At 48.3% G+C, this 22,406-nt stretch carries 20 protein-coding genes; 6 read left to right on the forward strand and 14 right to left on the reverse strand.

What is annotated here, in order from left to right; translation table 11 throughout:
• Window positions 1-31 precede the first annotated feature (31 nt).
• The 5 genes from L4174_RS17935 to L4174_RS17955 are packed head-to-tail and all read left to right on the forward strand — an operon-like array spanning window position 32 to window position 5,723.
• Window positions 32-643 (forward strand): XrtA/PEP-CTERM system exopolysaccharide export protein, encoded by a 612-nt coding sequence (locus tag L4174_RS17935; RefSeq protein ID WP_248142546.1) that lies wholly within the window; start codon window positions 32-34, stop codon window positions 641-643.
• An 11-nt stretch (window positions 644-654) separates the two neighbouring features.
• On the forward strand, window positions 655-2,211 hold the full coding sequence (locus L4174_RS17940) for an XrtA system polysaccharide chain length determinant (protein WP_248142545.1): 1,557 nt from the start codon (window positions 655-657) through the stop codon (window positions 2,209-2,211).
• Window positions 2,208-3,128: an XrtA-associated tyrosine autokinase gene (locus L4174_RS17945; RefSeq protein ID WP_248142544.1), complete on the forward strand. Its 921-nt coding sequence runs from the start codon at window positions 2,208-2,210 to the stop codon at window positions 3,126-3,128. Before L4174_RS17940 ends, L4174_RS17945 begins: the two co-directional genes overlap by 4 nt.
• On the forward strand, window positions 3,103-4,557 hold the full coding sequence (locus L4174_RS17950) for an outer membrane beta-barrel protein (protein ID WP_248142543.1): 1,455 nt from the start codon (window positions 3,103-3,105) through the stop codon (window positions 4,555-4,557). The genes L4174_RS17945 and L4174_RS17950 overlap by 26 nt, the downstream gene beginning before the upstream one ends.
• A gap of 2 nt (window positions 4,558-4,559) precedes the next feature.
• Window positions 4,560-5,723 carry an XrtA/PEP-CTERM system-associated ATPase gene (locus L4174_RS17955; RefSeq protein WP_248142542.1) on the forward strand — a complete coding sequence of 388 codons (1,164 nt, stop codon included), beginning with the start codon at window positions 4,560-4,562 and terminating at the stop codon, window positions 5,721-5,723.
• Between the two features lie 152 nt (window positions 5,724-5,875).
• On the opposite strand, the gene prsR is transcribed toward L4174_RS17955, so the two are convergent.
• From prsR to L4174_RS17970, 3 genes are all read right to left on the reverse strand, one after another.
• Window positions 5,876-7,225 carry a PEP-CTERM-box response regulator transcription factor gene (prsR, locus tag L4174_RS17960; protein ID WP_248142541.1) on the reverse strand — a complete coding sequence of 450 codons (1,350 nt, stop codon included), beginning with the start codon at window positions 7,223-7,225 and terminating at the stop codon, window positions 5,876-5,878.
• A 10-nt stretch (window positions 7,226-7,235) separates the two neighbouring features.
• Window positions 7,236-9,320 (reverse strand): XrtA/PEP-CTERM system histidine kinase PrsK, encoded by a 2,085-nt coding sequence (gene prsK / locus L4174_RS17965; RefSeq protein ID WP_248142540.1) that lies wholly within the window; start codon window positions 9,318-9,320, stop codon window positions 7,236-7,238.
• A 111-nt stretch (window positions 9,321-9,431) separates the two neighbouring features.
• Window positions 9,432-9,638, reverse strand: a complete 207-nt coding sequence (locus L4174_RS17970; protein WP_248142539.1) for a hypothetical protein — start codon at window positions 9,636-9,638, stop codon at window positions 9,432-9,434.
• Window positions 9,639-9,898: 260 nt separating this feature from the next.
• Between L4174_RS17970 and L4174_RS17975 the strand changes: the two genes are divergently transcribed.
• Window positions 9,899-11,683, forward strand: coding sequence for a lysophospholipid acyltransferase family protein (locus L4174_RS17975; RefSeq protein ID WP_248142538.1), 1,785 nt, complete (start codon window positions 9,899-9,901; stop codon window positions 11,681-11,683).
• A gap of 3 nt (window positions 11,684-11,686) precedes the next feature.
• Here L4174_RS17975 and L4174_RS17980 read toward each other — a convergent pair whose 3' ends face one another.
• The 11 genes from L4174_RS17980 to L4174_RS18030 all read right to left on the reverse strand — a co-directional run bounded on the left by L4174_RS17980 (window position 11,687) and on the right by L4174_RS18030 (window position 22,373).
• Complete coding sequence (locus tag L4174_RS17980) at window positions 11,687-12,133, reverse strand: META domain-containing protein (RefSeq protein ID WP_248142537.1); 447 nt, start codon at window positions 12,131-12,133, stop codon at window positions 11,687-11,689.
• Between the two features lie 50 nt (window positions 12,134-12,183).
• Window positions 12,184-12,495 carry a cysteine-rich CWC family protein gene (locus tag L4174_RS17985; RefSeq protein ID WP_248142536.1) on the reverse strand — a complete coding sequence of 104 codons (312 nt, stop codon included), beginning with the start codon at window positions 12,493-12,495 and terminating at the stop codon, window positions 12,184-12,186.
• Window positions 12,496-12,579: 84 nt separating this feature from the next.
• Window positions 12,580-14,694, reverse strand: coding sequence for a 5-histidylcysteine sulfoxide synthase (gene ovoA / locus L4174_RS17990; protein WP_248142535.1), 2,115 nt, complete (start codon window positions 14,692-14,694; stop codon window positions 12,580-12,582).
• Between the two features lie 253 nt (window positions 14,695-14,947).
• A complete protein-coding gene (locus tag L4174_RS17995; RefSeq protein ID WP_248142534.1) occupies window positions 14,948-15,259 on the reverse strand; it encodes a DUF4198 domain-containing protein in 312 nt (103 codons plus the stop codon).
• A gap of 363 nt (window positions 15,260-15,622) precedes the next feature.
• Entirely contained in the window at window positions 15,623-16,165 is a 543-nt protein-coding gene (locus L4174_RS18000) for a GNAT family N-acetyltransferase (RefSeq protein WP_248142533.1), read from the reverse strand.
• Window positions 16,166-16,310: 145 nt separating this feature from the next.
• Window positions 16,311-17,132, reverse strand: a complete 822-nt coding sequence (locus L4174_RS18005) for a sterol desaturase family protein (protein WP_248142532.1) — start codon at window positions 17,130-17,132, stop codon at window positions 16,311-16,313.
• A complete protein-coding gene (locus L4174_RS18010; RefSeq protein WP_248142531.1) occupies window positions 17,120-17,563 on the reverse strand; it encodes an SRPBCC family protein in 444 nt (147 codons plus the stop codon). The genes L4174_RS18005 and L4174_RS18010 overlap by 13 nt, the downstream gene beginning before the upstream one ends.
• Before the next feature lie 948 nt (window positions 17,564-18,511).
• Window positions 18,512-19,075: a hypothetical protein gene (locus tag L4174_RS18015; protein WP_248142530.1), complete on the reverse strand. Its 564-nt coding sequence runs from the start codon at window positions 19,073-19,075 to the stop codon at window positions 18,512-18,514.
• A gap of 165 nt (window positions 19,076-19,240) precedes the next feature.
• Window positions 19,241-20,113: an NAD(P)-dependent oxidoreductase gene (locus L4174_RS18020; protein ID WP_248142529.1), complete on the reverse strand. Its 873-nt coding sequence runs from the start codon at window positions 20,111-20,113 to the stop codon at window positions 19,241-19,243.
• 230 nt (window positions 20,114-20,343) lie between these two features.
• On the reverse strand, window positions 20,344-20,643 hold the full coding sequence (locus L4174_RS18025) for a DUF406 family protein (RefSeq protein ID WP_248142528.1): 300 nt from the start codon (window positions 20,641-20,643) through the stop codon (window positions 20,344-20,346).
• A 188-nt stretch (window positions 20,644-20,831) separates the two neighbouring features.
• Window positions 20,832-22,373 carry a PAS domain-containing methyl-accepting chemotaxis protein gene (locus L4174_RS18030; protein ID WP_248143336.1) on the reverse strand — a complete coding sequence of 514 codons (1,542 nt, stop codon included), beginning with the start codon at window positions 22,371-22,373 and terminating at the stop codon, window positions 20,832-20,834.
• Between the last annotated feature and the right edge of the window lie 33 nt (window positions 22,374-22,406).

Here is a 22,406-nt window from a genome sequence, read left to right on the forward strand (position 1 = left end):
AAGAAGCGGTCACCTATCGAAGATTACAAGTTTGACAGCTGCAACACTGATGGTGCTTCTGGCTGGTTGTTCGTCGAACTCGTTGCCACCTTTACCTACGGCAACCCCGCAACCCTCTCTGACAAAAAATATTAATCAATACAAATACCTGATTGGTCCCGGCGATACCCTGAATATCTTTGTCTGGGGCAATCCTGAAATTTCTGGGACTTACGTTGTCCGTCCGGACGGCATGCTGACGACATCTCTGGTGGAGGATGTCCCGGCATCCGGCCGCACGCCGACTGAACTGGCCAACAGTTTAGAAGCACGTCTGGCAGAGTATGTCCGGGATCCGATTGTCAGCGTCATCGTGAATGGCTTTGTCGGACCTTACAGCGAGCAGGTCAGGGTGATTGGCGAAGCACAACAACCGATGGCAATCAATTACCGTGAAAATATGACATTGCTGGATGTGATGGTGGCTGCCGGTGGTCTGACAGATTTTGCCGATGGCAATGATGCACGGCTGATCCGTGTCGTTGGCGGTCAGCAGAAAGCCTATGCCTTGCAGTTAGGTGATCTGCTGAGAAGTGGTGATATCACCAGAAATGTCGACATTTTGCCCGGCGATATCATCATCATCCCTGAAGCCTGGTTCTAATTGGAGGTTTTATGCAGGAACAATTCCAGAACCTGATTGAATACTTGCATGGGGTTTGGGTACGGCGGCGCTGGATCATTATAGCCAGTTGGATCCTCTGTCCGCTGGGTTGGGCCGTTGTGACTCTGTGGCCCAATCAGTACACGGTTGAGGCGAGAGTGTATGCCGATACCCGCTCGATTCTTCAGCCGCTGTTAAAAGGTCTGGCTATTCCGAATGACTCCAATCAGGAACTGAGCCTGATGGTCAAAACACTGCTCAGCCGCAAAAACCTGGAGACGATTGCCCGGTATACCGATGCTGATCTGAAAGCGACAAATAATGAAGAGTATGAGGATATCCTCAAAGAGCTGAAAGACCACATTGTGATCAAGTCTGCTGGCCGGGAAAACCTTTTCACCATCAGTTACAGCGGAACAGACCCGGTGTTTGTGAAAAATGTCGTGCAGTCTGCCCTGGATGTTTTTGTTGAGAATACTTTGGGGAAAAACCGTCAGGATACGGATAAAGCGAATGAGTTCATCAACCGTCAGCTCTCTGATTACGAAAAGCGGCTCGCTGAAGCGGAAAGTAAGTTGGCAGATTTTAAGCGCAAGCATGCCGGTTATCTGCCGAGTTCCGAACAAGGGTTCCAGCGTCAGCTTGATGGGCTGAACAGTGAGATCGAAGGCACGCATCTTCAGTTGCAGGAACGCCGGACCCAGCTGGAGACGGCCAAAAATAAGCTGAATGAGGAGATGGACACAGCTGCCAGAAATCAGAGAGAGCAACCGACGGCGTATGACGACAGGCTGGAATCGCTCCGGACCCGTCTGGATGAGCTGTTGTTCCGCTTTACCGACAAGCATCCGGATGTGAAAGAAACCAAGCGTCAAATCAGTGAACTGGAACAGCAGAAACAAGAATTGCTGTCAGTTTCTGGGGGAGACAGAAACAGTGAGTTCAGAAATACCGAACTGTTTCAGAATCTGAAGCTTCTGATCAGTCAGCTTGAAAACGAGGTCGCGTCTTTACAGGTGCGTGAAAAAGCCCAGTTGGAAAAAGCGGCTGACCTCCGGGAAAAATTAGTGAAGATGCCTGAAGTTGAAGCGCAGCTGACAGGGCTGACCCGGAGTTATGACATTACCAAGAGCAAGTATGAAGAGCTGTTGTCCCGTCGGGAGTCTGCCCTGATTTCCCAAAAAGTGGGCGCAGCTTCTGATGATATTACGTTCCGGGTCGTTGATCCGCCGCGTGCGCCGATCAAACCATCCGGACCGTTTCGTCCGCTGCTGCTGGCTATCGTCTTGGTCTTCGGGGTCGGAGCAGGGCTCGGACTGGCTTTCTTTGTCAGTCAGCTTTATCCGACAACAACCTCTGCAAGACAGCTGTATCAGATGACAGGTTTACCGGTTCTTGGTGGCGTCTCTCCAACCCGGCAATCTGGCATCATGGCTGCAGTACGCAGGGAGCATTGGCGGTTTGTCTGGATGAGTACCGCATTAGTGGTGTGTTTTTTGGGTTTCATGGCGCTGAACCTTGATGCCTCAATTCATGCGCGAATTATGCAGGAGATGGGGTGGTTATGAGTATTATTCAAAAAGCAATGCAGCAGAAAACTGCGCAGGACAACAAACAGAAAGAGCCTCAAAATCCTGAACGAGACGGCAGCCCCGATTTGGTGCACACGGATCCTGTGCCGCATCCGGGTGATCAGCCGATTGTCGCCGATGGTTTCCCTTCGGTATGGCTTCCGCCTGCGACGATCGAGATTAATTTGGATCGTCTGATGCAGATGGGGATGGTGTCTCATACGGATGAGCAGGCGAACGCGACAATCACCAATGAATTCAGGGCGATTAAACAAAAACTCTTTCACAATGCCTTCAGCAGCGGGGCGCAGTACCATCAGCGGTCAAATCTGGTTATGGTGACCAGTGCCGGATATCAGGAGGGTAAAACCTTCACCTCGGTGAATCTGGCACTCAGCATGGCTTCAGAAAAAGATAAAACAGTCTTACTGGTGGATACTGATGTCCTGAAGCCCGGGGTCAGCGACATGCTGGGGATTGATTATCGCGTCGGACTCATTGATTACCTTCAGGGGAAAGTGAATCATCTGTCGGAGATTATCTATCCGACCTCAATTCCGAATCTGCGTATCATCCCGGCCGGTCAGCCGCATCACCTGAGCAATGAACTGCTCGCCAGTAACAAAATGGAGCGCGTGATGAACGAGCTGGCGCACCGGTATCCGGATCGGATGGTGATCTTTGACTGTCCGCCGGTCCTGGGCGTGGTTGAAACGATTACTTTGTCGAAATTGCTGGGACAGGCCGTGTTTGTCGTGGAGCAGGACAAGACGCGTCTTGATGACGTCGACGTCGCAGTGTCACAACTCAATAAGGATATGGCAATCGGATTTGTGATGAACAAAGCCGTACGCAGTGTATTTGGTCAATACAGACATGGATATGACTATGGCTCGACAGAGGATCAATCCTAGTGTTTATCTGCTGGGAAGTCTTTCTCTGATAGGGCACCCCAGCCAGGCGGCGGATGTGAAGTTAACGCCATATGTGGGCACTGAATTTACCTTTACGGACAATGTAAACAGAACAGATACCGATAAAAAGAGCAGTCTGATCACCACGCTGGAGGCTGGTATAGAAGCCACAGTGCAAGGGAGCCGGGGATATGTTGGTCTGGATTATGCGCTGAACTATCTCTTTTACACGAATGCCGACGGAAATGATGAGTTTTATCAGAATCTGGACTTTAACGCCTTTAAGGGATTAGGCCGGAGCGGGTTTCAGATCGACGCCAGTGCTTCGATTGAGAACATTGCCACCGATATCGCTACGGATGCGAATGCGGATGTGATTAGTGGCGATACCATTCAGAGTAATCAGGCTGAGCTGGGGCTGAGCTATCAAACAAATCCTCTCAGCACCATGGACTTACGTTCCCGAATCTATACCCGGGTGATCACGAACGAAGATGACATCGGAAATTACACCGGATGGGGGGGAAATGTAACCTACGCCAATGGCCGGTCAGTGAAAGATGTCTTTTGGCTGTTCAGCCTGAATTATGATGACCGGGAAGGCAAAGATGACGGTGTATCGACGCAGTTCACCCGGATCAGTGAAATATTTGGATTACAGACAATCGGTGGTTTCGCGCCCTTTATACGTCTGAATTACGAAAACTATGATGGTGTGACGGACTCTTCCGAGAATGAAATCTTCAACTGGGGAATCGGGACCCGTTACTTCTGGGATCGTTATTCATACTTCGATGTGAGCTATAACTTTTCAGAAGATGATGTGAACAGTGATTTCTGGGCGGGGGCATTGAATCTCAGTCCGAATGACAAAACACGGTTTTATTTTGAGTATGACAAGCGCTTGCGAGGGGATGCGTACACTGCGGAAATCCGGAACCGCTCCCGGCGCTGGACCAACATTTTTACCTATGAAGAAAGGCCGGACAGCTACGAGCGCGATCGCTTTGTGGAAGGCGGACGTATTGATGAACTCTATCTGAGAAAAGAAGCGCGCTGGTTGTCTGAACTGGGCTTACGCCGGACGCGGTACAGCTTTTCGCTGTATCAGATTGACAGGGAGACCCTCGAGTCTTTGTCTGATCTGACAGACGATTATTCACGGGGGATTGCGCTGGACGTAAATCACCGCTTATCCCGGGCATTATCCGGCCATATCGGCTATGGCTATGAACGTTACGAGTTTACTTATGTCTCTCAGGGCAAAGACAGTGACGATTATCATCGGTTTAGTCTGGATGCGACCTATGCTTTCAGACCGGAGCTGACGACCAGAACCGGGGCAGAATATTACAACCGTTCATCATCGAATTCTTTGAGAGATTACGATGAAACCCGACTATTTCTTGATGTGAGGGTGGAGTTTTAACTATGTATGAAGCGCACTTTGGATTTACGGATAAACCGTTCAAATTAAGTCCCGACCCACGCTTTTTCTTTTCCAGTCCACATCATGAAAAAGCGTTGTCCTATCTGCAATACGGCATCTCTTTGGGGGAAGGATTTATTGTGGTTTCCGGACCGGTGGGAACCGGTAAAACGATTCTGGTACACCGGCTGTTATCCGGGATTGATGAGTCGATTGTGGCGGTGCAAATCTCCACAACCCGGCTATCTGCAGATGAGCTCGTGAAGCTGGTGGCGTCTAAATTCGGAATTGCCACGGAAGGGTTGTCGAAAGCCGATATTCTGAAACGGCTCGAACAATTTTTATACGGGCTGCGCCAGCAAGGGCGCAGGGCGGTATTGCTGGTGGATGAAGCTCAAAATTTACCTGCAGATACAGTTGAAGAGCTGAGAATGTTATCGAACTTTCAGTATAACGATAAACCGCTGCTGCAAAGTTTTCTGCTGGGACAGGAAGAACTCAAAAGCATTATTCGCTTGCCTGAAATGGAACAGTTAAGACAGCGAATCATTGCGTCCTGTAATCTGCAGCCTTTTAACGCTGATCAGGTGAAAGAATACATTTTACACCGCCTCAGCTGTGTTGGCTGGCGCGGTACGCCCTCCCTGAGTGACGGCGTGTTTGAGGTCATCACACGATATACGCACGGAGTACCGAGAAAAATTAATCTTCTTGCGGATCGAATTTTTCTGTACGCCTGTATGGAAGGACTCAGTGCCATTAATACGGTGAATGCTGAGAAAGTTGTTGCTGAAATGAATCTTGAGTTACCGGCAGAATCTTCCCGGGAAACAGCTCGCGATCCGGCCGAAGACAAAGCGCACAGATATGAATACTCAGCCCGGGAAGAATATGACAACTATCATAGTCAGTATGAATCACTCAAACCGTCCGGTTCGTCGAATGCATTTCAGGCCCTCAATGAGATTGAAAAAGTCCTGAACAATGTGATCGAACGGAAGATCGCAACGATTCGAAAACTGGATCAGTTGTTGATTATGAAGCGGAAGGTGTTGCTGCAAACCGGAGAAGAAGGCATTGATGATGAAATGATTCTCAATGAAGACTATCCGCCCGGTTTACGGGAAAAATACTGGGTGAAACAATTGATGAAATTATCCGAGTAACCCGTTTCACGAAAAGCATCGAGCCAGTGAAGATTCACTGGCTTTTTTATTGAAACATTGGAAAAAAGCAGCCTGCCCCGAACAATTCGTCGGCAGGCACTATTTGTTGGGGATGAGTGGAGCTGTACCAGTCCTTGATGGAGAAGCGGCAATTAATCATTTTTCACCATGTATTTGTCCATCAGTGAATAAAGGGTCGGACGGGTAATCCCTAATATATTGGCGGTATTGGACATATTCCCGTTACTCAGTGACAGGGCTTTGGTGATGGCCTGCTTTTCGGCAGTTTCACGAACCTGACGGAGATTCAGAGCGATGGGCGCTGATTCCTCTTCATCGGGTTGAAGAGCCAGATCGAGGGCACTGATCAGTTTGTTGTCTGACATGATCACAGCCGACTTCACCTTATTTTGCAGCTCCCGGATATTACCGGGCCATGGGTGGCGCAGCATAGCGCGTATGGCATCGTCGGTGAAGCCATTGATTTTGCGCTGGCCGTTCGGTTGAGTGGCTTGTTGCAGGAAATACCGGGCAAGTAAGAGGATATCCTGTTCGCGCTCGCGCAGGGGCGGATTCTGAATCGTAATTTCGCTGATGCGATAGAAAAGGTCTTCCCGGAAGGTTTTTTCCAGCATCATCTGTTCAAGATTCTGATGTGTTGCACAGATGATTTTGACATCGACCGGAATTTCCTGGCGTCCGCCGACACGTTCAATCACCTTTTCTTGCAGAAAACGGAGAATCTTTGCCTGAAGGGGATAAGGCATATCCCCAATCTCATCCAGAAACAGGGTACCGCCGTCGGCGCATTCGATTTTACCTGCCGTCGTTTTATGAGCTCCGGTAAAAGCGCCTTTTTCGAACCCAAAAAGCTCACTTTCCAGCAGGTGCTCGGGAATGGATGCACAGTTGATTGCGATAAAGGGCTTTTCCGCTCTGGGGCCTTTGGCGTGAATCGCCCGGGCGATGACTTCCTTCCCGGTACCGCTTTCACCCAGAATAAGGGTTGTAATCTCGGTTGGCGCGATGCGATCAATCATGCGGCAGACCTGCTGAACTTGCGGGCTGTTACCGATGAATCCGTTCGCTTCCAGTGACGACTGGCGTAGATGCGTATTTTCTATTTCAATGTTGGCGACGATAAAGGCACGATCGATGATCACGGCCAGGATGTCGTCATCAATTGGCTTTTGATAAAAGTCGTGGGCGCCCAGTTCAATTGCTTTTAAAGCATTAACTTTGTCATCGTTGCCGGTGATGACAATGACTTTGGTAAAAGGTGAAAGTGCCAGTATTTCCTGTAAAACGGCCAGACCTTCTGAAGCATTGGCTTCATCCGGCGGTAAGCCAAGGTCGAGGGTCACCACTTTGGGCTCATGGCGGCGCAGGGCAGTGATGGCTGAGCGGCGATCATGTGCCATCACCACGTCATACTGCGGGAAGCACCACTTCAGTTGCTTTTGAATGCCTGGATCATCTTCTATGACAAGTAACGTATCCATATTCTCTTCCTTACTTGCAAATTTCATGGTTGCTGGCGGAGCGGGATGCGGCGTTGAATGGCAGATGAATCGATATCGTTGTGCCTTTATCGGGTTCAGATTCAACATCAATATAGCCACCCAGCTGCTCAATCAGGTTTTTTGCGTCATAGGCCCCAATCCCCATGCCGGCATTGCCTTTTGTGGTGTCAAAGGGTTTGAAGAGCCGGTTCTCAACGAAATCACGGCTCATGCCGACACCGTTATCCGCGATCGTAATGAGGTAGTCATGCCCGCTTTGGGCCGTTGAGAGATAGACATACCCGGACTCATCTGTTGCCTCCTGTGCATTCTGCACCAGATGAGACAGGATGTTGGTGAATCGTTCTTTGTCTGCCCTGAGCTGAATGGGTTCACTGGTCAGCTCAATGATCAGCGGAGAAGGCGCCTTCACTGAGCGGCTGTCGCAGACCTGCCGGATGAGTGCATGGATATCAATGAATTCCACAGATTGGGTCTCTGCCGACTGAGTCTCGACCCGCTTGTTGTTCAGTTGCGTTAACACTTTTGTCAGCCTGATGGCTGCGGAGTCAACGGTCTCAAAGGCATCATCGATGAACTCCGGATTATGTTTATGCCGAGCGGCATTTTTGGTCAGGAGTTGCAGTTGCGCCAGCACATTTTTCAGATCATGAACCAGAAAAGCAGACATGCGGTTGAAAGTATCAAATTGCTGGCTTTCAGCGAGTTTCCGGTTTGTTTCAAAAACATTGAGGTAAACCGAGAGCTGACGGCTGATGGCGTTCATTAAATCTCTGTCTTCCCAGTTGACCTTCTCGGTTGATGTGGGTCTGGAGAGCAGGCACACCCCGCGGGTCCCGTTGCTGCTGGTCAACGGGATGAGGTAAGCCATTTCAGACACCCGGGCTAAAGCCGCCGCATCGACTGGAAATGGTGCAGGTTCTTTTCCCTGTCTGGCCTGTTCAATATCGAGTATCCATTGATGTTCAATCGCAGGTAAGGCAACTGTGGCAAGCAAAAGCGCGATATCCGGGTGCTGGCTGTCTATTGACTGACAGGCACGGACTTTCAGTCTGGGGCCCTGCAGTGTGGCGAGCACACCCTGGTCACAGCCAAAGGGATGCATCATCGCCTGCAGAGCTGTGTCGTACTGTGTACCTTCAGTGTTTTCAAGGGCAGTGGCAAACCGCATCCACTCCTCACGGTACTCATATTTATTCGCGAAGAAGTGTTTGGTAATAAACACCATGATGTTTTTGCGAAAGGTGTCAGACAGAAACAGACTTGCCAGCACCAGACCACTGAGGGCAAAAAAGAGAATCTGGACAGTATCACTCCATGTTTCTCCCATCGACTTGATATAAAAACCGGCCAGCGACATCACCAGCAGGTAGCTTGCCGCGACCAGTAACAAACTGCTGTGATAAATGATGTCGCGCGAAACATATACCCGGCTTTGCCAGTGTTCTGCGCGCCGGGCTGTCAGTAAGATCAGAGGCAGGGAAATCAACGTGACCCAGCCGCGACTCAGCCAAAAACCTTGGGTGAGAATATTGGTCAGAAATGCATCGGCGTAGAGGGCAAAGTGATACGCAAAATACATCCCCAGCCCCAGACAGAGCGGTTTGATGGCCCGATGCTCTTCTCTGGCTGTGCGTCGGTAGCGCAGTTCGACAAACCACAGACCAATAATGGACTGACAAAGATGCAGGAACAGAAAAATTCGTTGCTCAAGGACCGGCCAGAAGAAGCGGACGGCCTCGGTCAAGGCAGCCACCAGAATCACAAGACACAAAATGGCCTGCGCTTTTTCCGAAAATATGCGGGTGAAATGATGAGAATCCGACAAACTGCTGGTGATGAGCAGACACCAGCCCAGGCTCAGCAGGCTTTCTGTGAAGAGAACGGACAGAATGGACAGCTGATACTGAATTTGAATAAATGACGCTGATGCCCAGACTGTGCCCAAGAGGCAGGTCATTTGCAGTAACCGTTTGGGCAAACTGCTTGCTTTTGTGGTCAGCAATAGCAGGAATACGAACAGAAAGCCCGCTGCGGCCGACAAATATCCAATCTTGCCAAGCAAAGTATCCAAATGCCACGTCCTTTATTGAAGCCGGGTGTTGAGATGACTTTTTAGACGCGGGTCAACGCCGCGTTCTGGAACATTTTTGTGATCTCTATTGAGAGAATAGTCCAGAAAGTGTCAATTTGTTGGCAGGGGTTGCGAACTGAATAGCTCTGAAGCGGAAGTCGTACAGATCGAATGGAGTGTGGCCTCGGGTTTGTGATTCAGCCAGTTGATCAGACCAGCCATTGTATTTTCACAATGCTCGGGAAGCCAGGTCAGGGCCAGTAGCATAAACAGCAGTGGCACAAAATTAAGGACCAGGATCAGCATGATTTTTTTCATGGTAACTCATCCTCTTCTATTCGAAGCCCTCCTTCCTTAGTGAACATTTCTTCTCTGATGATGTCAAAGATAGCCTGACCACAGGTACATTTTTGGCTTAATGTTAAGAATGTCAGACAGAATACGCTGACAGAGCAGACATTTCGTCTGACTTCATGAAACTGACGTATTTCTCTCATCATACTGCCGCACAACTGACACGGTTGAGTCACAAATCATTCTCATACTTGTCCCGAATACCTACTTCGGATGGAGATAGTATGGAAACCGTAAGTCCTTTTCGTTTGCCACGGAAAACCCCGTTTGGGGTTGGTGAAAAACTGACTGAATGGGCAACTGGTTTGCACAGATTGAGTCGCTTTTATGCAGAGCGCCCGGCGGGACAAGATACAGAAGCTTTCCTGCGGTATACCCTGGATGTGCTTGGCATCGATTACCAGGTTGTGAAGGGTGGATGTCAGCATATTCCCGGACAGGGGGCAACGGTCGTTGTCGCGAACCATCCTTTAGGCTGTGCAGAAGGCGTGATTCTGGCACAGATTCTGCGACAGATCCGTCCGGATGTAAAAATCCTTGCCAATCATTATCTGAAAAATGTCCCGGAGCTTGATGCACTGTTTATCGGTGTGGATGTGTTTGAAGGCCAGGGTGCCGTTCGTGCAAACGCCAGAGCTTTGCGTGAAGCCAACCGGCATTTATCGGCTGGTGGATTGCTGCTGATGTTTCCGGCCGGTGAGGTGTCTGTATACGACAGAAAATCCGGACAATTACGGGACAAAGTATGGAGTAAATCCGTCAGTCGTTTAATACATAAACATAAAGCGACAACAGTGCCTGTCTTTATCGGCGGACGGAATAGTCGTCAGTTCTATATGGCCGGCAAGGTTCATCCGATGCTGCGGACGCTGATGCTGGGCCGGGAAATGCTGAATAAGCGGGCAACCCAGATCCCGATTGCGATTGGCGAAAGTATTCGCTACAGCGAAGTCAAAAATATTCTGGATGACCAGCAACTGGTGAATTATCTGAAGTTCAACACTTATCTCCTGGGCAGTGAGGCCAGCAGGAGAGAGTCGGGCTTTGCTGCAAGCCAGGCTGCTGTCAGAACCATGCCAAATGCTGAACCGATTGAATCCCCTGTTGCCGCTGATTTGCTGGAACAAGATATTGTAAACCTGAGAGAATCGGAGCGGATGCTCAGCAGCGGCGAGTTTGATGTCTATTGTGCCGCTGCAGAGCGGATTCCATCGGTCCTGAAAGAACTTGGACGTATTCGGGAAATCAATTTTCGCGCTGTGGGTGAGGGAACCGGGAAATCGACAGATCTGGATGCGTTTGATCAAACCTATCTGCACCTCTTTGTCTGGGACCGTCAGGCCAGAAAAGTTGTCGGTGCTTATCGTTTAGGCCTGACGGATGAACTGATGGCAGCCAGGGGACTGGGCGGGCTTTATTCCCGTACACTGTTTCGCTATGACGAGCGCTTTATCCGACAGTATGGTGCATCGATTGAACTGGGACGCTCAGTCGTAGCTGAAGAGTATCAACGCAGTTTGAGTGCACTGTTGTTGCTGTGGAAAGGGATTTCCGCATTTGTTTGCCGCCATCCCCGGTATACACATTTGTTCGGGCCGGTCAGTATCAGTGATGAATACAGCCAGGAAGCCAGACAGTTACTGGCAGCTTGTATGACAGTGCATCACTCTGATCAGGACAGCGCAAAATTGGTGGCTCCTACCTGCCCCCTGACGAGTGATAAACGTGTCTTCTGGCAGCCGGATATGCTGACTGCGCTGGCTGATGTACAGCTGCTGTCGCGGGTGATTTCCCGGATGGATACAGGGAAAAGCGTTCCTGTGCTGTTGCGTCAGTACCTTGGCCTGAACGGGAAGCTGGTTTGCTTTAACGTGGATCCGGATTTTAATGACGCGCTCGACGGGCTCATCGTGGTTGATTTAACCCGGGTGCCGGAAAAAACACTGGCTAAATATATGGAGCCGGAAAAGGCATCAGCCTATCTGGCTTACCATGAAGTCAAGGCATAACACTTAAGGTTGACCCGCAGGCGGCATGTGCATTTCTTCCGGCACAAATGTCAGCACATGCTGCTCTGTGGTCAGTGTCAGCGTATTACTTTCCAGAGACGTGGTATTCCACTGCTGCAGAGAACTGACGATCACGGTTTCTATGGTCGCAATTTCATTTTGAAGACAGGCCATTTTGGTTGAAACGAAAGACGTGATACGAAACTGGTTCCCATTTTTGAGTTCAGCCAGCCCCATAAATTGATTACAGCCACTGAACCCGGTTGCTTTGAACTGGCTGTCCAGCGTCAGGCCAATCGGTGACCGGCTCTCTGCCAGAGCAAAATCTCTGCCATCTATCTTGGTGAGCACCCAGTCTTGCTGCAAATCTTTGGCGGTGAAGCCAGCTTTAGGCGGCTGTTCACACCCGGTCAGGCTCAGCAAGACAGCAAATAGTAACCACTTTTTCATGTGAGCGTCACTCGCAGTGTGAAGGAGATGTCCCTATTAATAGTAGCAGTTTACGACTGCAGAAGCGGTAACCCGGAAAGGCAGGCCCGGCAAATACATTGGCCTTTCGGTAAACCACTGGTGTCACGTTTGGCCAGCTCAAAACACCAGCATTCCTGATGTCCGGCTTCAATACCGCAGTAAGCCGGTTGCCTGCATAAGGCGCAATTATGGGTCGTTTCCGTTCCCTGAATTTGATCAATGGTCTGAGTATGCGTGTCATCATTCATCAGTCGCCATTCACTGATTTCTTTCATGGTTCTCAGGCAGCCGCTACAGATGCCTTCATTGTTCTTACATTTAGCAACGCAAGGGGTTTTCACGTGTCTGACTCGCCGCAGTTAAAAGCGGGCATTCTACCCCAGACCATGTGAAATGTATCGGTCCGGGGCAGAAGCAATTTTACCTCAGCGTTTCCGCCAGATCGTCATCTCTGAAACGGTGTGCTGGAACTTGCGTTTGGTTTCACGAATCACAAACGGAATTTCCTTCACGGCAATCAGTTCAAAGTGCGGGATCAGGGTTTCGGTCAGGCCATCTAAGGTTGTGAAATTCTCACCATTGACTTTGATTCCCCCCAGCCATTTATCTTTGGGCGTATATTCCTCAAGCCAGGTGTACGGTGAGGTCATCACCAGATAGCCCCCCTCAGTAATGCGATCGGCAATACTGGTCAGGAACACTTTGGGATCCGCTAAACGGTCCAGCAGATTCGAGGCGTAGACCAGATCATAGTTGCTGAACTGAGGCTTGAGGTTACAGGCATCTCCCTGACTGAAGTGAATTTTGTGCTTGAGATTCCGGTAACCAAGGTCATTGAGGGTGACACTTTTGAATTCAACCAAATCTCCTTCTGTGGGAATCGTGTAGCGCTTTTCTCCTTGTTCCAGCAGAGAATAGGCCTGTTGAATAAAACGGGCAGAAAAGTCGATTCCGTCCACATGATCAAAGATTTTCGCCAGCTCAAAGCTTGCTCGGCCCACGGAGCAGCCAATATCCAGTGCTCGATGGGTATGGTGCAGGGAAATCTCCTGCATGCATTGAGATACGCCATTCACACAGAAATTCGGGACATTGAAGTACTGGTTGCCGTAATGAAACTCCAGGTACTGGGCAATCAGCTCGTTGGTTTCGTAGATGTTCAGATGGGTCATGCTTTCCGGATCCTGTTTTGAAATGACATAACGGAATCCGGCGTGCTGATAAAAGTGGCGACGGAAAGCGTAGCGTGACTCTGGAATCGTTTCATTGCCGGTTGAAATCCAGGAACCGCCTTTCATCAGGTTATGCTTGCCATCAAAGGTTGGAGTGGAGAAGTCATCATATAAAGGATGAACTTTGAATCCCTGAAATCCGTCAATCGCTGTTTCTGTCCATTGCCAGACATTGCCGATAATGTCGCACAGACCGTTATGTTCAAAACGATCGACCGGACATGACGAAGCAAAGTATGCCAGTTCAGTATTGCCCGGCACTTCCTGCCACGCTGGAGAAGCCGTATTCAGACACTGGCGCAGCAGAGACCATTCTGCTTCTGTCGGTAAGCGGACAGGGAGCTGTTCTTTGTCTGCTTTCCAGTTACAAAACGCTTTGGCTTCTAACTGGTTAATTTCAACTGGCCAATTGAGCGGCAGCGGCATTTCACTGCACAGGTTACGCTGTAACAGAGCGCCGTCCCGTTCAACCCAGAAACGCGGCATCTGCGCCTGTGTATACTGAAGCCAGGCAACACCTTCTTCAGACCAGTATCTTTCCTGCTGATAACCGCCATCTTTGACAAATTCCAGAAATTCCTGATTTGAGACCAGGTATTTGCTGGTTTTGAAATCATCGACCTTGTATTGCTGCACACCGTACTCATTATCCCAGCCATAGGTGTCTGCACTTTCCTGCTTACCCAGGGTGATTTTACGGCCTGAAATGGCAATCAGCTGATTTTCCGGAGCGTCTCCGGCTTCTTCGCAGGGAGCCCATTGCGGGGATGGTGTTAAGTCTGAGAGGGGAAGCTGGCGGATGATGACGGAGGTGGTTTCAAGGTGAATGCGTTCGTGTTCTATGCCCATCAAAATGACCCAGGCCGGATCGTCTTCTTTGATGGGTAACGACAGTGGCATGGTGTCAATGAACTGGCTGACGGTGGACTTCACTTGATCACGATAGTTGCGGACATCATCAACGCTGGGCCAATCGTAATGGGCATCGTTCAGATCATCCCAGGACATTTCATCGACACCAATGGCAAACATTGATTCAAAGTGAGCATTCAGCCTGCGATCAATGTATTTACCCAGTTTCAACTTATTGATATAGAAGACAGCCGTATGGCCAAAGTAGAAAATCAAGGGGTGGCGAAGAGGTTCAGCTTTCTTGTAAAAGGCCTGGTGATTGTTAATCAATGAGAAAAGAGATTCATACACTTCCCATGTCTGGTTGAATGCGGCTTTTAACGTTTGCCGTTTGGCCTGCTCGGAGCTTCCTGTAAGTAACACACTTCTTGTTGCTGCTGTTGGAAAATGAACCATAGCTGCTTACTCTCCTGTAATCGTAAATCCTTTTTGATATTGCGTTTGTTGGGGCTCGCTCAGTTCAGTTGCACCGTTTCGCTGACGGTATGACTTATGGTGCAACCATACGTCCCCAAGAGCAAGCCGGTGTATTTATTTTTGATCGGTAAACTCAATATTAAGAAGCGTTTGGCTTCTGCATTCTGAGATTGTCTGAAAAACTAAAAGGCCCCCGGATGGGAGCCTTCAATCGGATAACTAAGTTCTGAGCTTAGTTTTTACGTGAGCCAGTAAATGCGTAACGTGATGATTTTTTACCGTTTTCAGTCGTTGCTTCAAACTTCACTGAACGAGAAGAGTTCAGTTGCAGTGGAATGAAGACTCGACCACGCTCATCTGTGGTATAAGTTTTGCGTTGTTGAGGTACGTTCGCAACAGAGACTGAAGCGTTTGCTGCGGGTTGGCCATTTTCGGTTACGGTGACCCAGGCGCCGTTGTTGGCATCGGTTACGCGGATGTCAGCAAGGGCTGATGTAGACATGATCAGTACAGCGGTTGCAGTGAGTACTTTAAAGCTAGTCATAATATTCACCTCATTTATCAGTGGCAAAGCCATTGATTAGGTTGCGCCTAAATTTCTTAGGGTTAATTGTTACAGGGCTCTCACATTTAGACCTACTTATTGCCAAGAAATTTCAATCCTGTGTTAAGTCTATCCCAATTTGGGTGGTCACTTCCTGTAGCCGCTTGGTTCGTATGTCTGCCCACTCATTACCCTAGTGAATATAGTGATTGATAACTTAATCATTGCTTAACCATCATCATTATTATAGTAACCCGCAAATCGAACGGATGATTATTTCATTTCAGGGTGTAAATGAAGTGAATAATTTTGTGGTATTTTTTTGAGGTATGATATTTTTTTGCCTTAAGAGAAGCCTGAATCTCAAGCTTCTACCAGAGAGGATGACATTGCTTCATAGTAAGATAAATCTTCTGTGATTCTGTTGACCCGGATTGCATCTGTCTTAACACAGATAAATGAGAGGCCTGCTTTTTCAAGTACTTTGCCCGGTTTTGGGTCCAGCCGTCGGTGCTGAGCAAAAATTTTGGTGAGATGGAGATGAGTAAATCCGAAGTCTACGATGCGCCGGGCTGCCTCTGTACAGTACCCTTGTTGCCAGAAAGGGACACCCAGCCAAAAACCAAGCTGGGCTGTGTTGTCTTGGATATGATGCAAACCAATCGATCCGATGAGTTGCTCTGTATCTTTCAATGTAATTGCGAAGATAGCCAGTGTTCCCTGATCCCAGCCAGCCAAAGCTCTGCCGATCCACTGTCCAGCCATGCCAGAATCATAAGGATAGGGCACATTGGTTGTGCCTAATGCAATTTCAGGGGCGCCAGCCATTTTTTGGATTCGCCCGGCATCTGCAAGCTGTAACGGACGGAGTAACAAACGCTCTGTGGTTAAGGTTGGTTGCCTCATCTCATTCTCCTGGAAACCGGATAGATAAAATAAAGCCTATATTAAATATGTTTCATCTTGGTTGAACTGAATCTGGATCAAAAATACGAGCAATGAGGCCCGTAAACCAGTGTTGTTTTTACGGACCGTTACTTCAGGCAGTTGTTCAGTCCTGACCGGGTGGACCAAACAGGCGGTATAAACGGGATCTTACAGACTGTTCGGGGGCGAATGCGCGGCTGAAGATATGTTTCCAGTGGTGAAAGGTGGCTGTGACAGGATGCCAGCCGGTAAAGTCTTCCCGGATCCCATAACGGATGGGTGTGTGTTCGTTTTCCGGGACGAAAGTGCCGAACATTTTATCCCAGATAATCAAGACACCTGCGAAGTTTTTATCAATGTATTCAGGGTTACGGGCGTGATGCACCCTGTGGTGTGACGGGGTGTTAAAGATCAGTTCCAGCCAGCCTAAGCGATGAATGACCCGGGTATGCACAAAGAACTGAAAGGCCAGATTGATTGCGACAACCACAACGACTGTCTCTGGCGGATAACCAATCAGAATCAACGGTAACCAGAAGATCCACATGCCGGATAACGGGTAGGTCAGGCTTTGCCGAAAAGCAGTGGTGAAGTTCATGTGCTGTGAAGAGTGATGCACAATGTGAGAAGCCCACAGCCAGTTGATATGGTGCGACGCCCGGTGAAACCAGTAATAGCAAAAATCCTGAAGCAGGAAGGCAAGGGCGACCGTAGCCGGCGATAAGTGAATCTCAAATATTCTGTATTGATATAGCCAGAGAAAAAAAGGCATCAATAGCAGGGTCGCAATGACATCAGCTGTCTGGTGCAATCCAGCCAGGGTCAGGTTACAGGCGACTTCTTTCCAGTGATAGTCTTTGTTGTCATGAAGGCGTAATCGGCGGTATTCCCATACCATCGCAAGGAAGAAAAGGGGACTGACGGCGAGTAAAATTAGCGCTTCCATGATGATTCACCGTGTCGTGCAACGCTGATGAGAGCTTTCTGGATACTTTTTTTCACTAAGAACTTGATTAGCCAGCCGGTACCTTTCACTTTGGGTGAAAAGCTGATTCGGTACTGAATTTTACTGGTATCTGCATTCAGGCTTTGCACTTGAATCCATCCGCCATGCTCTTGCACGGGGCCGCCATTCACGATTCTGTAGTGCAAGTGTTCATTCTCTTTATAGTCGATCACTTTTTCATCGAAAGTGAATGGTCCGGCAGATACACGGCGTATTGCGCCAATACCATTCGGTTTAGGTTTTCCAGGCTTCACCAAACGGTAAGTGCCGTTAAAGAATCGACCAAGGTTTTGATGATCTGTTAATAACTCGAACAAGATTTTTTTTGGAGCCTGGGCAGATTGTTCTAATAAGATAGTATGCACTGGCATGATGGATTCCTGTTAAGTTGGTAACAATATGTTAACAGTGAATTTTATGATGTCAAATTTGGTCAAAATGATACTTTTCTTATTTTACAAAGGTTTATTTGTAGTTGTGGTCATTTGGAGGTTTCTTCAGGCAAGAAATAATATGCAATTGGTTTGAGTTTTGTGTGTTTATTTTGTTAACGCTTGTTAAGGTCTTGATTCACATTGCTTTGTAATCAGTCGGATCTGACGTTAACGAAAATGTGAGCAAAAACTCACAAAAAAGGTCAAAAATACGGTTGAAAAAATTGCCCGGGGCTCTTATATTGATTTGGTTGATGTGGACTAGATGGTGATAACACTGAAAAAAACTTGGATAACCTGAGCCCCACAAAGTGATCTGGCCCTGATAGCAGCATTTCCCCAAATGCGATGACAGGTCAGTGATTAAATCAGGAAGTTCAGTAAGCAAACCATCTCGCTTCATACTTATCTTACTTCCAGACTCTGAGTACCAAGGACACGACAGTCATCTGTTGATGGTGTAATTCAGATTTGTTTTGGAATAAGTCACGTTAACGATATCCAAATGTCATTCAACTGTCATCGGTATTTGGGTAAAGTGAAACGGATTAGGTAGCAAAGCTTTGAATAAAACTTAGCTTTTTATCTATGTTTTATCGAGAGGTGAATTATGACAAATAGAAGCCGTAGACAATGGTTTTATTATCAATCACAGTCTTCTAAGTCAAAACTAAGAAGTAAATAACGTGTTTCTCGCGGAAGCGAGAAATTAGAACGATCAGATTGATAATTGATTCCAACCATTGAAAGTAGCCAGAAACACCCATGAATTGTGTTTCTGGCTTAAGTCTTTTTTGGGGAATGGAAAATGAAAAGAATCGAAGTATGAAAAGATTTGAATACTGAGTGACTGGATTCCCGGTGAAAACGATGCCTGAATCTAAATTACCGGTAAATTTTTCCGCCAATCATCATGTTTTCAGGAATCGACTTTAGTTCAATGCCACCTAAATAAATATCTCCCTTCACTGTAATACTCGCCGGAAGTTCTGTGATTTTTGTATGTGCCAGATACAAGTTGCCGCCTACTTGCAAATAGGGAGGCAGCTGAGTGAGCGGCATGCCAATCAGGCTTAAATCACCCGGAACGCGTAAATGTGGGTTTAGCTGAGTCAGCCTGGTGTGCGCCAGATTCAGATATCCGCCAATCTCCAGTTTTCGGGGTAACATCGTAATGTCGCTATAGGCCAGATCCAGATTCCCATCCACACGAATTGTTTTGGGTAAAACTCGTATATCACTGTTTTCCAGATTCAAATTTCCTTTGACATGCAGAGGGTCGGGCAAACGGATCAATTTAGAATGCCTTAACGACACGTTGCCATAGCTGTCGGTATAGTTCAGTAGTTTTAATTCAGAAACAAACTGGCTGGCTGCCTGAGCCTGATGAAAAGAAAAGGTTAGTGTAAATACACTGAAATGACAGAACTGGCGGAGTCTTTTCGACATTCTTCTCATGGATTGGCTTATTTTGTGCATTGATTACGTGGAATTGTAATCCGGAAATACAGAAAAGACAGCGCCATAAAACAAAATGGGAGTAGTATCACCGAATGCAGCCGACGGGAAACATTCTGGATTTTGCGCTGCCTGAAACACAGCGCAAAATTGGAATCAAGAATCAAACTGCTTAATTAAAACTGAGGTATCAGCCCGATTCAGACCTCTTTGCTGCAGCTTTTCATATTCAACATCGACCTGATGAGTCAACGGAAGTGATACGTTTAATTTCTCTGCAGCTTCAAAACAAATTGCGAGATCTTTCCGCATCCAGTCGATGGCAAATCCGAAATCAAATTTGTCTTCAGCCATGGTGACTGCTCGGTTTTCCAGCTGCCAGGAGCCAGCAGCACCGTGTTTCAAAACATCGGTCATTTTTTGAATATCTAATCCGGCTGCTTTTGCCAGCGTGATCGCTTCAGAGAGTCCCTGGAGTACGCCGGCAATACAGATCTGATTCGCCATTTTGGTGATCTGGCCAAAACCGATACTGCCCATCAGTGTTGAAGCTTTTGCGTAGGGCTGAAAGATGGGCTGAGCTTTGCTGAAATCTTCCTCGCTCCCACCAACCATGATGGTCAGGCAGCCATTCACAGCTCCAGCTTCACCGCCTGACACGGGTGCATCCAGAAATGATGCTGAAACTTGTTGGGCTGCTTCAGCGATTTCACGGGCAACGTCGGCGGATGCAGTAGTGTGGTCAATCAGTAAGGTACCAGGGCGGACAGCGGAAAGGATACCTTCTTCCCCGCAGTAAACCTCGCGGACATCGTGATCATTACCGACACAGGTTAAGACGACATCAGCATTTTGTGCCGCTTCGGCGGGTGTCCGGGCCATTTTTCCTGCGTAGGTCTCAAGCCATTTCTCTGCCGTCGCAGTGGTGCGGTTAAAGACCACAACCTGAAACCCGGCATTTGCTAAATGTCCGGCCATAGGAAAACCCATGGTGCCTAGGCCGATGAAGGCGATCGTTTTATCTGTCATGATTGTGCATCCTATTGCGTTTCTATCCGGCAGGGATGATATCACAGCCCTGATGCGAAAGTGTTATCAGAGAAAAGTGGCGGAGCAGGGGAAGCTGACATTGGATATTAAGGCACGAAACAATCAATCGGATGTGTTGCAGACAGGTGTATTGAAGACGAAGGTGTGAGATGCAGCTGACATGCTCAATGCAGCACAATCAATGCGCTGCATTGTGAAAGAAGACAGAGCTAACGCGCTGTAAGTGAACGGGATTTGAGGTCAAAAATTATCTTTTCTGCACTGCATTCAAATTGCAGGCGGGCAGTCATCTGCCTTCCGTCATCACTATAAATTGTCTGATGCTTAACATTACTGTTGACGCCTTGAGCCAGCGCCAGATATGGGGCAAACTCCGATTCAATTGCTGCTTGACTCTCACCATCAAAGGCGAGCTCTGAAACTTCATCACCTTCACGAATCAAAAAGCCTATTTCGGCAACGACACCACAGGCTTCACAGGGTTCTTCGGTTTGATGCAGATCAGCCATAATCTATCCTTTAAACTCATACGACGTTTGAGTATGAGTGTATCTGCGGATTGACAGATGCGCTATCAAAGTCAAAGCGAAAGGTTTGTCACAGATCAAAGCAAGCGGAAGTACTTTTAAAACAGCCAGGGCGAGGATAAACAAAGAAAAGGCTGACCTTCCAGGAAGGCCAGCTGTATCAGAAGAGATTACTTTTCCTCAAACCGCTTCGCCAGTGCTTCAAAGTCATCGACTTTGCCACTGAGTCCAGCGCTTGATTCTTCAACCAGCAGTAACTCTTTAAAGTTCTGCTCAGAGGCTGCAGCGATAGAGTGGATATGCTGACGGGTATGATCGGTGAGCTGCTCCTGATCTCCGGCCGCCTGCGCCATTTGCCCGATGAGCCTGTTCATTTCAATCATATTGGCTTCCATGCTCCTCAGGCTTTCTGAACCCTTGGCAGCAATTGAAACACATTCATTGGTTTGATCACGATTATGCTCTATCACCGAACGCCATTCGTCGATGGTACTCAGCATGTGTTCAATACTGTTCTGGATTTGTTCTGTTGCCGTCTGAGTTCTTGAGGATAACGCCCGGACTTCATCTGCAACGACCGCGAAACCACGGCCATGCTCACCAGCACGCGCGGCTTCGATCGCAGCGTTCAGTGCCAGCAGGTTGGTTTGATCGGCGATTCCACGAATCTCTGTCATCACCGTACTGACTTTGGCTGCTTCATCACTGAGTTGCACGGTTGCTGCGGTTGCCTGTTCAGCCTGAGCAGAAAGAACCTGCAGGTTTTGCTGAGTTGCGTCTAACTGATGACGCGTTTGATCGCTGAAATTTTGCGTACTTTGCAGCAATTGTTCGGACTCTTCCGCGTGCTGGCTGACATGCTGCGCAGAGCCGGTCATGTCATCAAGTGCACTGGCAACATTCCGAATGTTATCGTTTTGATGGCGGATTGCCTGATTGACCCGGGTTGCTGTTTCACTCAGATTTTCTGCCAATACATGTAAAGGCTGGGCGGCATCTGTCATTCTGCCAAGAACCGTACGCATACGGGCCGATGCCATTTTCAGGTGGTAGTCGGCAATGGAGTACTGACTGTTTCCTGAATAAATCAGGCGGCTGATGCTGTCATAATTCTGTCTGAGCTGATGAAGCTGTTGTGGTGTATTGAACAGTTCCTCCCGGAACCAAAGCGCCAGCACCAGTAAAGGCATCATGGAAAATAAAACACTCCATGAGAAACCATCCTGCATGAGGCTGTATAAGCCGGGGAGCAGAGTCGCTGCACCAAGCAAGCTATAACGCACAGCTGAAGGCACTGTGAGATTCAGTGTACTTTTGCCTTCATTTCCCCGCAGGACTTTATAAGCCTGCGCTGCGGTTTTTACCATTTCCGGGGTTGGCTTTACCCGGACAGATTGATAACCGACCATTTTCCCGTGTTCATAGATCGGCGTCACGTAGGCATCAACCCAGTAGAAACCGCCATTTTTGGTTCGGTTTTTAACCACGCCGCGCCAGGCATTTCCTTTTTTCAGGTGACTCCACATATCCGCGAAAGCGGCTTTTGGCATATCGGCATGGCGAATAATATTGTGGGGTTTACCGAGTAATTCAGATTCAGCGTAGCCTGCAACCTGGCAGAAACATGGGTTGCAATAAGTAATGGTTCCTTTCAGATCAGTCGCAGATACAAGCTGTTCGCCAGCCGGAAATGTGACTTCACCGTCCTTCATGGTGTGAATGGAGATAGCAGACACGTATAACCC

The organism is Photobacterium sp. CCB-ST2H9 (assembly GCF_023151555.2).
In the GTDB taxonomy this organism is placed as follows: domain Bacteria; phylum Pseudomonadota; class Gammaproteobacteria; order Enterobacterales; family Vibrionaceae; genus Photobacterium.